Raw genomic sequence first — 14,615 nt, forward strand, 5'->3', positions numbered from 1 at the left:
GGGTCCCGCTGGAAATACTGGTACGGCCGAAGTGAAATCGAACGTTACGCGAGGCGAGTGATCTCCACAACAACCTCGAGGTCGGTCGAGCCGCCGCCGGAGAAGATGCCTTTCAACGGCGGCACATCGGCGTAATCACGCCCGACGCCGACCGAAACGTGCTGCTCGGTGACCGGAATGTTGTTCGTCGGGTCGTAGCCCCACCACATTCCGGTCCACGCCTCGATCCAGGCATGCGATTGCCCCGCCGTGGTCGCGCCGATCTCGGCGTCGGGATGCGGATGCAGATAGCCGGAGACGTATCGGCTCGGTATCCCCATATTGCGCAACAGCAGCAGGGTCAGATGCGCGTAGTCCTGGCACACCCCCTGCCGCTCGGCGAAGGCCTGCACCGCCGAGGTGTGCACCGAGGTGGTGCCCGCGAGATAGCGCATCTCCCGATGCACCCATTCCGCGGCCCGCACCACTGCTTTCGCGGGCGCCACCCCGCGGGCGAGCTGCCGGGACACGGCGGCCAGCTTCCGTTCCCGTGGCACATAGGTGGTGGCGGCGAGCATCTCGTCGAATCGATCGCGGATCCGCTCATCACCCAGCTGATCCCAGGACAGTTCCTCGGCCGGACGGGTGAACGGCTCGGTCTCCACCACCGACGCGCCGGTGACCTCCAGTTCGGTATGCGGCGCGTGCAGGTCGAAGGCGGTGACGGCGGTGCCCCAGTAGTCGGTGTACCGGTAGGACCTGGTCGCGGGCACGGTCTCGACCCGGTTCAGGATGACGTTCTGCCTGCTGTCGGCGCGCGGAGTCAGCCGCGCCTCGTTGAACGACCGGGTGACCGGCGCGTCGTAGACATATCCGGTGGTGTGCACCACCCGCATCCGCCAGCTCACAGCTCACCCACCTCCTGCATCTGATCCCGGCTGCTCCCCAGATCGGTCCATGCCACCCAGGGCGCGGCATGGAAGTACTGCATCGCGATGGCCTCGCTCACCTCCCGACAGGTCTGCTGCAACAGCAGCAGCCGATCCTGGAAGTCCTCGAGCAACGCTCCCGGCGGCAGGAATTCCAGTTCGCTGCGCGCGCGGCCGAGCAACCGCTGCGCCTCGTGTCTGGCGCCGAACCGGCTGTTGGGGCGCTGGTCCAGTTCGGCCAGGCAGGTCTCGGCCACCCGCACCGAATGGAACACCGACCGCGGAAACAGCCGGTCGAGCAGGATGAACTCGGCGACCAGATGCGCGTCGAGGGCGCCGCGATGGGTGCGCAGATAGGTGTCGTGTGCGCCCGCCGAGCGCAGCACCGTCACCCAGGCCGGTGAGGACGTGCGATCGCCCGCGCGCGAGAGCAACAGCCGCACCATCATGTCGACGCGTTCGATCGACCGGCCGAGCAGCATGAAGCGGTAGCCGTCGTCGCGGCTGAGCGTCGAATCCGACAGTCCGGCGAACATGGCCGTACGGTCCTTGATGTAGTGGAAGAACTCGTGCGGCCCCAGACCGCGCGCCGCCTTCTCCGCCATCGCCAGCCCGATATAGGTGGCGTTGAGGCATTCCCACATCTCACTCGAAGTCACTTCCCGTGCGCCCCTGGCATTTTCGCGGGCATTGGCGACGGAGTCGATGATCGAGCCGCCGTGTTCGCGGCTGAACGCCACCAGATCGGTCACCGACCACACATCGAGCGAACCCGAGGGCGGTTCGATGCCGAGCACCCGCAGCAGCACCCGCGAGGTGCGGTCGGGGTCGACGGTGGCGTCCTCGAGCAGCTGATGCACGGCGACGTCGAGGATGCGGGCGGTATCGTCGGCGCGCTCGACATAGCGGCCGATCCAGTACAGCGATTCCGCGTTGCGCGCCAACATCACTGTTCCTGCTGTTGCTGTTGCTGCTGCACGGTGGCCTGCGCCGCGGTGAGTTCGCGGCCCGATTCGAACGCGTCGGCCTGCGGCGGATCGCCGACCAGTTCAGCGCCCGCCAGCTCCCGGTCGGCGCGCGAGGTACGCGGGGACAGCACCCAGGTGTCCTTGCTGCCGCCGCCCTGACTGGAATTGACCACCAGCGAACCCTCGGGCAGAGCCACGCGGGTCAGGCCGCCGGGCAGCACCCAGATGTCGTCGCCGTCGTTGACGGCGAACGGCCGCAGATCCACATGTCGCGGCACCAACTCGTCACCGACCTTCGTCGGCACCGTGGACAGCTGCACCACCGGTTGCGCGATCCAGCCCCGCGGATCGGCCCGGATCTTGCGGCGGGCGGCGTCGAGTTCCCGTGCGCCGGCATCCGGTCCGATGACGATGCCGTAGCCGCCGGAGCCCTCCACCGGCTTCACCACCAGCTCGGCGATCCGGTCGAGGACCTGGGCGCGTTCGTCGTCGAGCCAGCAGCGGTAGGTGTCGACATTGGGCAGGATCGGTTTCTCACCGAGGTAGTACTCGATGATCGTCGGCACGTAGGTGTAGCTGAGTTTGTCGTCGCCCACGCCGTTGCCCACCGCATTGGCGATCACCACATTGCCCGCGCGGGCCGCGTTCAGCACCCCGGCGACCCCGAGCACCGAATCCGGGCGGAACTGCATCGGATCGAGGTAGGGGTCATCGATGCGGCGATAGATCACATCGACCTGCCGTTCACCGGCGGTGGTCCGCATATAGACGACATTGTCGCGGCAGAACAGATCGCGCCCCTCCACCAGTTCCACACCCATCTGCCTGGCCAGCAGCGAATGCTCGAAATAGGCGGAGTTGTGCACACCGGGGGTGAGCACGACGACGGTGGGATCGGCCTCGTTCGGCGCCGCCGACGCCCGCAGCGCACGCAGCAGATGGCTCGCATAGTCGCCGACCGCGCGGACCCGATGCGAGGAGAACAGATCGGGAAAGACCCGGGCCATGGTGCGCCGGTTCTCCATCACATAGGACACACCGGACGGCGAACGCAGATTGTCCTCCAGCACCCGGAACGCGCCGTGCTCATCGCGGACCAGGTCGATACCCGCCACGTGGATGCGCACGCCGTTGGGCGGCACCAGACCGGCCGCCTCCCGATGGAAGTGACGGCACGAGGTGACCAGCCGCTTCGGGATGACCCGGTCACGCAGGATGTTCTGCTCGCCGTAGACGTCGGCCAGGAACCGCTCCAATGCCCGCACCCGCTGCTTGATACCGCGTTCGAGCTTGGCCCACTCCGCGGCCGCGATCACCCGTGGCACCAGATCCAGCGGAAACGGACGCTCCTGACCCGAGAGCGAGAACGTGATGCCCTGATCGATGAACGCGCGGTCGAGTGCCTCGGACCTGGCGGCCAGATCCGCGGCATCGATGGGCGCGAGTGCGGCGTGGATCCCCTTGTAGGGCGAACGGACCCGGCCCGTGGCGTCGAACATCTCGTCGAACGCGGCGGCGAACCTGCCCGGCCGGTAGCCCTCGAACAGCACGGCCGGTCCCCGCCTGCGCTGGCCCCCCGTCCGTCTGCCCGCCCGCACCGGACGAACCTGCGCGACGGATCGAGCCGGACGGGGCGGCGAGGTGGGGGTCATTCCGAAATCGTGCATCACCCAGCGGCGATGCCGGGTGAGACACACGTAAACTTCTGATATCGCCGGTGAACGCTGACGCCACAGCGCTCACCACGGCCTTTGTCCGGCCGACACGATTTCGTGTGCCGCGAGGGTGCTGGTACCCTCGATCTTCGGCGCAGCGTTACCCCCTACCCGGCGTAATCGCAGGGCATGATGCGCGCTACCAGACTTCAGAGACAAGCCATCAGCGACGAGGAAACCAGAGGATACAGGCGTGGCCAACATCAAGTCCCAGATGAAGCGGATCCGGACCAACGAGGAAGCGCGTCAGCGCAACCAGTCGGTGAAGTCCGCGCTGCGCACCGCCGTCCGTAGCTTCCGCGAAGCCGCCGCCGCGGGCGATAAGGACGCCGCCGGTGAGCGTCTGCGTTTCGTGAGCCGCAAGCTCGACAAGGCCGCCTCCAAGGGTGTCATCCACGCCAACCAGGCCGCCAACAAGAAGTCGGCGCTGTCGCTGGCCTACAACAAGATGTGATGTACCCGGTACCGCTCGGTACCGTCTCGACGCTCAGCCGCCGCGGCCACGACGACCGCGGCGGCTTTCGCTGTCTGCACGGTCGGGCCAGCGGTGCGCGTCGTGCTGTCGGTTAGCTGACGTACGATTCGCCCCATGGTGACCCTGTATGCGAATCAGACCGTGGTGCGTGCCGAGGACCTTCCGGGGGTGATCCACGCCGCCGAGGTGCTCAATATCGGGGTGAAGATCGAGAACGTGGCCGTCCCGCTCGGTGACGACACCTACTCGATGGAATGGATCGTCACCCGCGACGAGGAAGCGCCCGCCTACGAGGAGTGGGACGGCCGCTACGAGGAGGCCGATGAGGAGGATCCGGCCGAACTCACCGTCGTCGAATAGCGCGAACCGGCTCCCACCCCGTCCCTCGGCCCGCTGTCATCGGCAGCGGGCCGACCGCCGTCCTCAGGTCCTGCTGTCGAAATACACCACATTGCGCCGACCAGCCGACCCGAACTCCCGGCGGCAACCGACCGCAAGAGCAGGCCCGCCTCGGTCGAGGCGAGCCTGCGCCGGCTGACCACCACTCCGACGAGGCATCCGGTTGACCGCAGGGACGCGCAAGAATGTCGTCGCGGCCGGTGGCGCGTCGACCGAACAGGGGCTCGCCATCGTCGACGTGGTCGGTGCGGTAGCCGGCCACCGGACGCCCCGGGAGTCGGCCGGGTCAGCGGCCGTGCAAATCGAGGATCTGCATGACCGCATGTTCCAGTGCGAAGGAGGAGTCGGCGGCGCCGCCTTTGACGTCGGCGTTCAGCGTCGCGACGACCTGGAGTGCGGTGCCGATGGTGGCGGGGGTCCAGCCGCGTGACTGCGCCTGGGCCTTCTTCACCTTCCACGGCGGCATACCGAGCGGACCGGCCAGCTTGAACGGGTCGCCGCGGCCCGCCGAACCGACCTTGGCGATGGTGTGCACCGAATCGGCCAGGGCGTCGGCCAACAGCACATGCGGCACACCCCGGTCGTCGGCCCAGCGCAATGCCTCCATCGCACCCGGACGGTCACCGGTCACCGCCAGCTCGGCCACATCGAACCCCGACACCTCGGCCTTACCGGAGTAGTAGCGCCGCACCGCGGCGACATCGATCTTGCCGCCGGTATCGGCGGCCAGCTGCGAACTGGCCGCAGCCAACTCCCGCAGGTCCGAGCCGACCGCCTCGAGCACGGCCTGCACCACCTCACCGGGGACCCGCGCACCCGCGGCCCGGAACTCCGCGCGGACGAACTCGGCGCGTTCGGATGCCTTGGTGAGTTTGGCGCAGTTGTGCACCACGGCGCCCGCCTTCTGCAACGCCGGTGCCAGCGCCTTGGCTCGCCCGCCGCCGGAGTGCAGCACCATGAGCACCACTCCGTCGGGTGGATCACCCGCCGCGTCGGTGATCACCGCGACCGCGTCCTTACCGGCCTCCGCAGCGGATTCCAGAATGATCACCCGGTCCTCGGCGAACAGCGACGGGCTCAGCAGCTCGGCCAGTTCGGCGGTGCTCGCCTCCCCCGCCCGCAGCCGATCCACCGGCACCCCCTCCGGATCCGCCGCACACGCCCTGACCTGCGCGGTCACCTCAGCGATCGCACGCTCGATCAGCAATTCCTCGTCCCCGAGCACCAGGTGGACCGCCGCAGGTCGTTCGCTCACGCCCCGATCCTACGGTCGGCAGCCGACACACCTACCGAGCCGGGCCGCCCGGCGGCCGCGACCCGGACCGGATCTACCGATACCGGCCGATGCGCAGTCCTTCCGCTGCCCATTGCCACCCTCACGAATCCAGACGGAATTAATGGAACTGCATTCCCGTTAGCCATATACGAGCCGGGCGGTCACCCGGTCCGCAGACGAAATGAGGCATGGTCATGAGGTTCTCGGCGCGGCGACTCGGAGTCGCCATACTCACGGCGTTGATGCTGCTCACCGCTGCGTGCGGCATCGACATCGCGGCGAAGAACACTCCCGCATGGTCGGCCGCCTGGTCCGCGGCGGCGCAGCGACCAAGCACCGGGTTCGGGCCGAACTGGTCGGAAGCCGGGTTTTCGGACGAGACGCTGCGCCAAGTGGTCCGGGTCTCCAATGGCGGCGACCGGATACGCATCCGCCTGTCCAATCGCTTCGGCGCGGCGCCGCTACGGATCGCCGGGGCGACCGTCGCCGCCACGGCCGACGGCGCGGCCGTACGGGCGGAGACCATCCGTGCGTTGACCTTCGATGGAGCGGCGGCCCCGGTCATCGCGGCAGGCGATGAAATATCCAGCGACGCGGCATCATTGCCGGTCGACCCGATGGATTCGGTCACCGTGACGCTCTACCTCCGCGAGACCACTGGTCCGGCCACCTTCCATTCACAGGCATGGACCGACTCCTACCGCGCCGCAGGCGATCACCGAGACGATATCGACGGTGCGGCCTTCACCGAGCGCACCAGCTCCTGGTACTACCTCGTCGATGTGGAAGTGGCGGGCCCGGATCCGCGTCGCGATACCGTGGTCGCCTTCGGTGATTCGATCACCGACGGCTTCGGTTCCACACCGGGCGCGAATCACCGCTGGCCGGATGCACTCGGAGACCGGCTCGCCGCGATGGGGCGGCAGCGCGCGGTACTGAACCTGGGTATCGGTGGCAACCTGGTGGCCAACGACACCGCCTGGTACGGCGACCGCGCCACGACACGCTTCCGCCGCGACGTACTCGACAAGCCCGGAGTACGCACCGTTGTGCTGTTGCAGGGCGTCAACGACATCGGTTTCAGCGAATCCGATCAGCCCACTTACGAACCGAACCCGAATGTGCCGGTGGAGCAGATCATCACCGGCTACCGCACCATGATCGGCCTGGCGCACGAGCACGGAATACGGATGATCGGGGCGACCCTGCTGCCCTTCGGCGGTTCCACTCATGACAGCGCGCGGTCGGAGGCCAAACGGCAGGCGCTGAACGAGTGGATTCGCACCTCGGGAGAATTCGACGCGGTCGTGGATTTCGAACGAGCCCTTGCTGATCCGGCGAATCCGGTGGTGCTGCTCGATGCCTACGATTCGGGCGACCACCTGCACCCCAACGACGCCGGATACCGAAGGATGGCCGAGGCGCTCGATCCCGAACTCCTGTAGGCATGCGTCGTACCCTCGCCGTCGCCGATCGGAATCCACCCGATCGGCGACGGCCCGTATCGGCGACAGGGCGACGACGGCGCTCGCGGCCCTGGCCCGCGGTGTGGATCCGCAGGTGAGCACCGACGGAGGTGATGGCGATAGCACCGTCCCGGTCGGTACGCGCGGTGGTCGCACCCAGTGCTGCCAAGTCCGTGAGCACTCGTGGATGTGGGTGGCCGAAGGTGTTGTCGGATCCGGCACTGATGATCGCCAGACGGGGCCGTACCGCCCGGAGGAATTCGGCCGTGGTGGTGCGCGAACCGTGGTGCGGGATCTTGAGGATGTCGGCCCGGAGTGGTGCACCGGCGCCGAGCAGGGATCGCTGGGTACCGACTTCGATATCGCCGGTGAAAAGGATGCGACCGGCCGCCGTGTCGGCGGCGAGGACGACCGAGCGATCGTTGGCGGTATCGAGATCGAGCGGCCCTGTTCGTCGGGCGACGGGTGTTGCGGGTGCCAGCACGTGCAGGACGAGGTCGGCGAGGTCGACGCGGCAGCCGACGGCCATCTCGACCACCGGGACGTTCGCTCGATGAATTACCTGCGCAAGCTCTGTGGTGCCGAATCCGCCGTGCGATCGGACCTCTTGCACGGCTGGTGTTCCCGTGTGGTGTGTCGCAGCAGCCGGGGCTGCGCCGCATCCGGAGGTCGGCGGTTCCGCGAGCGCATTCGCATGCGTTGCCACAGACAGCGCAGCGACCTCGCCTGCCGGTAGCTCACCGGGCCCGATCGCGATCGCGCCGACTTCGCGTCCATCCAACGCACCGGTGAGTCCGCCGATGTGGTCGGCGTGCGGGTGGCTCAGGACCAGTAGTGGTATCCGGGTGATGCCGAGTCGGTCGAGGCAGGTGCGAATCGTACGTGGGTCGGGGCCGACATCGATGACGACTGCGCTACCGGGACCGGTGGCCAAGGCGAGTCCGTCACCTTGACCGACGTCGCAGGCGACGAGGACCCAGCCGTCGGGCGGCCAGCCGGACAACCACAGCCTGGCCGGAACCAGGATGGCGGCGGCGCCGATCAGTACGGCCGCTACCAGTCTGCGCACCAGAGCCGATCTCAGCAGCCAGATCCCTGCGACGACAACCACGCAGGCCGTCAACCCGCCGCTCGAACCGCCCGGAACGGCCACTGTGGCGCCGGGTATCGCGGCACAGTATTCGGCGACCCACAGCAACCACCACATCGGTGGCATCGCACATCGCAGTGCCAGTTCCGCCAGCGGCATCCATATCGACGCCAGCACGGCACCGGCGGCCCCGATCACCGTGATCGGGGCGATGACCGGCGCAACAAGGATATTCGCGATCACCGCCACCAGGCTGATCTTGCCGCTCAACGCCACGACGATCGGCGTGGTCACCACGAACGCGGCCGCCGAGACCGCAACGATCTCCGCGGGCAGGCGCCACCATCCTTTGGCCTGCAACCACTCCGCCCAGCTGGGCGCGAGCAGAATCAATGCACCTGTCGCCAGTACCGAGAGAGCGAATCCCGCCGACACCGCCAGCGCGGGCCAGATGGCCAGTAGTCCGAGGACGGCAGCGCACAAGGCGGGCAGGGCTTGCCGCCGTCGACCGGTCAGCAGTGCCAGCAGGGTGACCCCACCCATCGCCGCCGCCCGCAGTACGCTCGGATCCGGCCGCGCGATGACGACGAACATCAGCAGTGCGGCCGCCGCCACCGTCACTGTCATCCGTGGGCCGAGCGTGAGCAAACGCGTGAAAAACAGTGCGACAGAGAGCAAAATTGTGAAATTTGCCCCGCTGACGACTGTCAAATGCTGCAAACCGGCGATTTCGAAGTCACGGCGTACATCGTCGGAGAGCGCGGAGGTATCCCCTACGACGAGCGCGGGCAGCGATCCGGCGGCCGCCGCCGGTAACGCCGCCGCCGATGCCGCGACCAGATCCGCCCGCACCGAACTCGCGAACCGCTGCCACCACGGTAGTGGACCTGCGGCGACCGGATCACCGAGGGCATGCAATGTGACGACGGTCAGATCGCTCATCCGTGGCGGGGACGGCCTGGCCCGGAATTCGATCGGTTGTCCCGGCGGTAACTGCGCCCACTTCGGTCCGGTCGCCAATATCACCACCGCACCACCGGCCCGAACGACCGTCGAACCGTGCTGGAATTCCCGTAGGCTCGCCCGCACCAGCCAGGTGCGTTCACCACCGAACGTCGCTCCGCGCACCGGTTTCGGGTCATCGTCGGGCGTCACCACCACGCGCACCGAGGCGCCTGCCGCCACCGCCCGCAACGGATGCGTCTGGACCCGGTGCTCCCGCCAGGCCGCGGCCACCGCGAACCCGGCCCCCAACACCACCGCACCCAATGCGACCAGCGCGACCGCCCGCCATCGCTCCCGCCGGTGCGCCACCGCCCACATGAGCCCAACCCACAGCCCGATAGCGGCCACCGTCGCTCCCACCGCGACCATCACCCCGACCTGCCACCCGGCGCTCAACACCAGCACGGTCACTGCCCAGCAGCACACCGCCGCAGGAAGCAGCCGCCCGTCGAGCCTCGCCTCCGCTGCACCATCCCCCGCCACACCGGTGTCATCGAATGCCATTTCATACCGTCACCAGGTCGCGGAGCCGGGCGAGGCGGGCCGGGCCGATGCCGTCCACGTCGCCCAATTGCTCGATATCGGTGAAGCGGCCGTTCGTCGTGCGCCAGGTGATGATGGCGCGAGCGGTGACGGGGCCGACGCCGGGTAGGGCGTCGAGATCGGATTCGGTGGCGGAGTTGAGATTCACTCGCGTGGCGGGGTCCGACGAGGTGGCAGCGCCGGACGGGGCCGAACTCGTGGCGCCCGGTGTGCGGCCGGAGGCCCCGATGGTGGTGCTGCCGAGGCGGGGCACGCCCGGCTCGGCCGACACCGCGCCGACGATCACTTGATCGCCATCGGCCAGCCGCTGGGCGAGGTTGATCCCGGCCAGGTCCGCACCCTCGCGCGCGCCTCCGGCCGCGGCCACCGCGTCGGCCACCCTGGATCCGGGCGGCACACGGACCAGCCCGGACCTGTGCACCAGGCCGACCACGCTCACCACCAACTCCGCAGTGGCACCATCCGGCGCGGTGTCCGGCGGCGCGGCCGGACCGGCCTGCGAGGATGCTCCGGGTTCCGGGACGCCGGTGTATACGGCGGCGACGGGCGGGACCTGTTGTGCGACGGGACGTTCCCACAGCACCACCACGACCGCGACGAGCGCCGCAACCAGGCCGACCCCGGCCATCGTCAGCACCCCACGCCGTCCCGGATCCAGCCGGGTGCGTCGAAAACGTGGCGGCACCAGCCGGTCTCGCCAGCGATGGCCGGAGCCATCCGGATCGTCCAGCCAGCCGGGCGACCTCACCTCGCCGACCTCATCGAGATCGCCCAGCCTTTTCGGTGGATCGTCCGGCGGAAGCTCGTCGAGATTCCACCGCCCGCGCTCGGCTTCGGCTACCGAATCCGGCGAGCCCCCTGCGCTTTCCGGACGTCGCGTTGCGCGATGCGGTGGATCCGATCTCTCGAAACCTCCTCCACCGACGCCTGCTCCGCCGAACTGCGCGTCGGTGGACTGCTCCCGCCCGGAGTTCCCCTCCCACTCCGGGCGGGATGCCGCGACCGATCGCGCGACGCTCCCCGAGCGCATCGATGTGGCGGAGCCGGGCGCTGCCCGTGTGGCTCCGACGCGTGCGGTGAGCACGCCGAGTCGTTCCCGGATTCGCTCGCGTTCCTCGTGTCGTGACATGGCGGCAACGCTAGGACCAGCTGTCGACGGGCAGCCGGTGACGACCAGGGATTTCGAGAAACCTGTGGATAACTGCGAGCCTGTGTACAACTCGCTCGGACACGCCGGTTCAGCGGCCGGACGCGGCCCTCCGCTCGTTCACCGGATGCGAGGATTCGCCCATGTCAGCACCCACCGGGCAGAACGAGCACACCCACCGCTCCGACACCGAGGTGAACGGCCAGCGCCGGTCCGAATTCGGCGGTGATGACCTCATCGACACCGGGCACCAGTTCCCGCAATTGCGCCGCCAGGGTATCGGCGGCGTCCGGTGCGCCCAGATGTTGCACCGCCACCGCCGCACCGTCCTCGCCCGCCGCATCCACCGCGGCGGCGATCAGCTTCGCGTAGGCCTTGGAGCGGGTGCGCACCTTCTCGCGCAGTTCGAGCTTGCCACCGACGATCTGCAACAACGGCTTGGTGACCAGTTCGCTACCGAAGAACGACGCCGCCGAACTGAGCCGCCCGCCCCGGCGCAGCTGTTCGGTCCGGTTCACCAGGATGAAGGTCCTGGCCCGCGCCGCCGCCGCGACGGCAGCGTCGTAGACCACATCGAGCCCGGCGCCGGTGCAGGCGCGCCGGGCCGCCGCCAATACCGGCAGACCCGTGGCCAATCCGGCGCCCAACGAATCGACGAGCCGCACGCGGTCGGATGCGTCCATATCGCGTACGGCCTGTCTGCCCGCTTCCCAGGTACCCGACAGCTGGCGCGACAGATGCACCGCGACCACGCCGTCGCCCTCGCTGCGCGCCAGCGCGGATTCGTAGGCGGCCCGCAGCTCACCCGGCGATGGCGCCGAGGTGGTCACGGTGTCGGCGCCGTAATCGATATCGAGTTCGTCGATACCCTCGCGGACGGCTCGGTCACCGATCAGGACATGCAGCGGCACAACGCCTATGCCCAGTTCACCGACGAGGTCGGCGGGCAGGCTCGCAGACGAATCGGTGACGACCACGACGGCCACGGACTACCGAACCTCCTGCAAGGTCTTCACCATCGCGTTCGCCACGGCGGTGTGCCCGTCCCAGCCCCAGTGGATGCCGTCGGGGTTGGCGGCATCGGAGAAGACGTTGTCGCGGACCGCTTCTCCGAGGTCGACCAGCGGCACCGAGGTCCGGTCCGACCAGGCCCGCAGCGCACGCACCGCGCGGTCGCGGCCGCGATGGACCCGCCCGTATGCCTCGCAGTTGTGCACCGAGGGCAGCACCGCCACCACGGGAAGGTCGGGACGCAGCTGCGCCAACGCCTCCCTGGATTGCTCCAGATAGTTCACGCTGACTTTCGGCGGAAGTGCCACGCGCCGACCGAGTTTCGACAGCTTCGGCTGCAACCACTGGTAGGTCGACCGAACGCCACGCCGCACGGCGGGCGGGCGCACGTAGCGGATCAGTTCACGCAGCGCCGTCGGCAGTGGCGAGGGCAGACTGTCCATCCCGCCGACGGCGAACACCACGGCCCCGGCTCGCGGCACCGCCGCCCATACCCGCGGATCACCGATCAGGGCCCAATACCCGTCGCGGCAGGTCCAGCCGATCCGCGCGACCAGCTCGACATCCCAATCCAGTTCGGCGCCCACCAGGTTCGGCCAGATACGCGGATGGTCGGCGGGCAGACCACCCTCGGGCCCGAAGTAGGCGAGCGAGTCCGCGATCACCAGCAGCACCGGGCGCGGGTTCTCCTGCGATGCGTCGACGGCGTGCTCTGCGGCATCTACCGTGAGCGCGCCCTTCGAGGGCGTAGCGGGCGCATCATCAACGATGGACTCGTTCTGCGCGGCAACGGCGTCCACCGATACGGATTCGCTCGATTCGGCGGCCTCACCCGACCGCGCAACCGAATCGGTGGACGCACCAACAGGCGCGGATTCGACGGTAGTGGCGGTCGCGGCACCAGCGACGGTCTCGACACCGGCCGAGACCTCGGCGTCGGCCGAATGGTCGGCAGCGACGCCGGAGGAGGCGGCCGTTGGTTCGGTGCGGATCCCCTCGGTAGCGGATTCAGACCGGCCCACGGTCGAGGACGCACCCGTCTCGACCGAGGTCTCGGCATCGGTGGATTCGGCTGCCTGCGCACCCGAGCCGAGCTGCGTGGCAACAGGGCTCACTCCATCGCCGGGCGTGGATTCGGTTCCATCCGTACCGTCGACAACCAACGAACCTGTACCGGAGCCAGCAGCATCAACGACCAATTCGTCATCGGCGAGCGCATCCTCCGACGATCCGTCCGCGACGGGCGCATCCCCGCCCGACATCTCGGACGATTCTGCCGAACCCTCGACCGCGGCCGCGATCGCATCCGATTCAGCCTGCTCCGCTCCAGAATTCACGCTCTGGTCGCCCGCATCCGGAGGCTCGGTGGGTGGCTCCGGCACGGCGTCGGTGCCTGCGGCGGCGTGGACCGTCTCCGGCGCGGCCGGTGGCGGGGTCGGCGGCGGCCCGAACAGGGCATCCGGGAGGGCACGTTCCGGTTTGGCGGAAATCTTCCGGAACAATTCATCCGGCACTTGCCGGAGGGGCTCTTCAGAGGACATCGGGAGCTACCTTCGCCGCTGCGTTCCACACATCGAGGCGCCAGCCGGGCTGGTCGATGCTCGGACCGTGGCTGCTCAACTGCACCCAGCTGGTGTTGGCCAGGCCACCGAGGGCGGGCCAGCTCCGTGGCGGCAGGTCGAGCAGCGCGGCCGTGAGGGCGGCGATCAGCCCGCCGTGCGCCACCAGGATGATAGTCCCGCCGGGCCAATCCTGCCGCTCGGCGAACAGTTCTCGCACCACCGGCAGCGCTCGCGCGCCGACCTCGAGTTTGCTCTCGCCATTGGGCGGGGTGAAGCTCGCGTCGAGCCGCCACGCCACCCTGGCACCGGGATATCCCGCGTCGACCTCCACATGGTCGAGACCTTCCCAGTCGCCAAGGTTGGTCTCGCGCAGCCGTGGGTCGCGGACCACCTCGATACCGGTGTGATCGGCCAGCGCCACCGCCGTCTCATAGGCGCGCTTGAGGTCGGAGGACACGATGGCGATCGCATTGTGGGTCACCAGCTCTCGTGCCGCCTCCTTGGCCTGGCGGCGGCCGAGTTCGGTGAGGTCGGTGTCGATCTGGCCCTGCATCCGATCGATGGCATTCCATTCGGTCTGCCCGTGGCGCAGCAGGATCAGCTTGCGCACATGCCGGTACTTCGAGGTCACTCGCCGTCCTCGGAAGTCGCCGCTTCGGCGGCCGTCGGTGCGGCGATGCCGTCGACCGGAACCACCGGGCAGTCCTTCCACAAGCGTTCCAGCGCATAGAAGTTGCGCTCGTCGTTGTGCTGGATGTGCACCACGACGTCGACGTAGTCCAGCAGTGCCCAACGGCCCTCACGGGTGCCTTCGCGCCGCACCGGCTTGTGCCCGGCGGCGCGCAGCTTCTCCTCGACATTGTCGACGATCGCGTTCACCTGACGCTCGTTCGGCGCGGACGCGATCACGAAGCAGTCGGTGATCACCAACTGCTCGGACACATCGAGCACCACCACATCGGAAGCCAGCTTCTCATCGGCCGCCCGTGCGGCGACCTGCGCCATCTCCACCGCTTCGACAGAGGCCGTCATGCTCGCACCTCGCTGCGC

At 68.5% G+C, this 14,615-nt stretch carries 13 protein-coding genes and 1 pseudogene; 4 read left to right on the top strand and 10 right to left on the bottom strand.

Annotated features, from left to right (window positions below):
- Positions 1–44: 44 nt before the first annotated feature.
- The 3 genes from QH168_RS21280 to QH168_RS21290 are packed head-to-tail and all read right to left on the bottom strand — an operon-like array spanning position 45 to position 3,528.
- A complete protein-coding gene (locus QH168_RS21280) occupies positions 45–887 on the bottom strand; it encodes a transglutaminase family protein (RefSeq protein WP_280236519.1) in 843 nt (280 codons plus the stop codon).
- A complete protein-coding gene (locus QH168_RS21285; RefSeq protein ID WP_280236520.1) occupies positions 884–1,855 on the bottom strand; it encodes an alpha-E domain-containing protein in 972 nt (323 codons plus the stop codon). The genes QH168_RS21280 and QH168_RS21285 overlap by 4 nt, the downstream gene beginning before the upstream one ends.
- Positions 1,855–3,528 (bottom strand): circularly permuted type 2 ATP-grasp protein, encoded by a 1,674-nt coding sequence (locus tag QH168_RS21290; RefSeq protein ID WP_432421150.1) that lies wholly within the window; start codon positions 3,526–3,528, stop codon positions 1,855–1,857. Before QH168_RS21290 ends, QH168_RS21285 begins: the two co-directional genes overlap by 1 nt.
- A gap of 256 nt (positions 3,529–3,784) precedes the next feature.
- Between QH168_RS21290 and rpsT the strand changes: the two genes are divergently transcribed.
- The gene (gene rpsT / locus QH168_RS21295; RefSeq protein WP_280236521.1) at positions 3,785–4,045 is read left to right on the top strand and encodes a 30S ribosomal protein S20; all 261 of its coding nucleotides are present in this window, start codon (positions 3,785–3,787) and stop codon (positions 4,043–4,045) included.
- A gap of 135 nt (positions 4,046–4,180) precedes the next feature.
- Entirely contained in the window at positions 4,181–4,426 is a 246-nt protein-coding gene (locus QH168_RS21300) for a hypothetical protein (RefSeq protein ID WP_280236522.1), read from the top strand.
- Positions 4,427–4,751: 325 nt separating this feature from the next.
- Here QH168_RS21300 and holA read toward each other — a convergent pair whose 3' ends face one another.
- Complete coding sequence (gene holA, locus QH168_RS21305) at positions 4,752–5,720, bottom strand: DNA polymerase III subunit delta (protein ID WP_280236523.1); 969 nt, start codon at positions 5,718–5,720, stop codon at positions 4,752–4,754.
- Positions 5,721–5,935: 215 nt separating this feature from the next.
- On the opposite strand from holA, the gene QH168_RS21310 reads away from it, so the two are divergent.
- Both QH168_RS21310 and QH168_RS27605 read left to right on the top strand, forming a co-directional pair.
- Positions 5,936–7,186 carry an SGNH/GDSL hydrolase family protein gene (locus tag QH168_RS21310; RefSeq protein WP_280236524.1) on the top strand — a complete coding sequence of 417 codons (1,251 nt, stop codon included), beginning with the start codon at positions 5,936–5,938 and terminating at the stop codon, positions 7,184–7,186.
- A gap of 214 nt (positions 7,187–7,400) precedes the next feature.
- Positions 7,401–7,943 carry a hypothetical protein gene (locus QH168_RS27605; protein WP_348537601.1) on the top strand — a complete coding sequence of 181 codons (543 nt, stop codon included), beginning with the start codon at positions 7,401–7,403 and terminating at the stop codon, positions 7,941–7,943.
- A 15-nt stretch (positions 7,944–7,958) separates the two neighbouring features.
- Here QH168_RS27605 and QH168_RS27750 read toward each other — a convergent pair.
- The 6 genes and pseudogenes from QH168_RS27750 to rsfS all read right to left on the bottom strand — a co-directional run.
- Positions 7,959–9,806, bottom strand: a pseudogene (locus QH168_RS27750) (ComEC/Rec2 family competence protein); the annotation flags it as partial.
- Position 9,807: 1 nt separating this feature from the next.
- The gene (locus tag QH168_RS21320) at positions 9,808–10,620 is read right to left on the bottom strand and encodes a ComEA family DNA-binding protein (RefSeq protein ID WP_432421151.1); all 813 of its coding nucleotides are present in this window, start codon (positions 10,618–10,620) and stop codon (positions 9,808–9,810) included.
- A gap of 518 nt (positions 10,621–11,138) precedes the next feature.
- Positions 11,139–11,978, bottom strand: a complete 840-nt coding sequence (locus QH168_RS21325; RefSeq protein ID WP_280236526.1) for a DegV family protein — start codon at positions 11,976–11,978, stop codon at positions 11,139–11,141.
- A 3-nt stretch (positions 11,979–11,981) separates the two neighbouring features.
- Positions 11,982–12,677, bottom strand: coding sequence for a diglucosylglycerate octanoyltransferase (octT, locus tag QH168_RS27610; protein ID WP_348537604.1), 696 nt, complete (start codon positions 12,675–12,677; stop codon positions 11,982–11,984).
- Between the two features lie 856 nt (positions 12,678–13,533).
- Complete coding sequence (locus QH168_RS21335; protein WP_280236528.1) at positions 13,534–14,196, bottom strand: histidine phosphatase family protein; 663 nt, start codon at positions 14,194–14,196, stop codon at positions 13,534–13,536.
- On the bottom strand, positions 14,193–14,597 hold the full coding sequence (gene rsfS, locus QH168_RS21340) for a ribosome silencing factor (protein WP_280236529.1): 405 nt from the start codon (positions 14,595–14,597) through the stop codon (positions 14,193–14,195). Before rsfS ends, QH168_RS21335 begins: the two co-directional genes overlap by 4 nt.
- Positions 14,598–14,615: the final 18 nt, after the last annotated feature.

It is taken from the genome of Nocardia cyriacigeorgica, assembly GCF_029868385.1.
Lineage (GTDB): Bacteria > Actinomycetota > Actinomycetes > Mycobacteriales > Mycobacteriaceae > Nocardia > Nocardia cyriacigeorgica_F.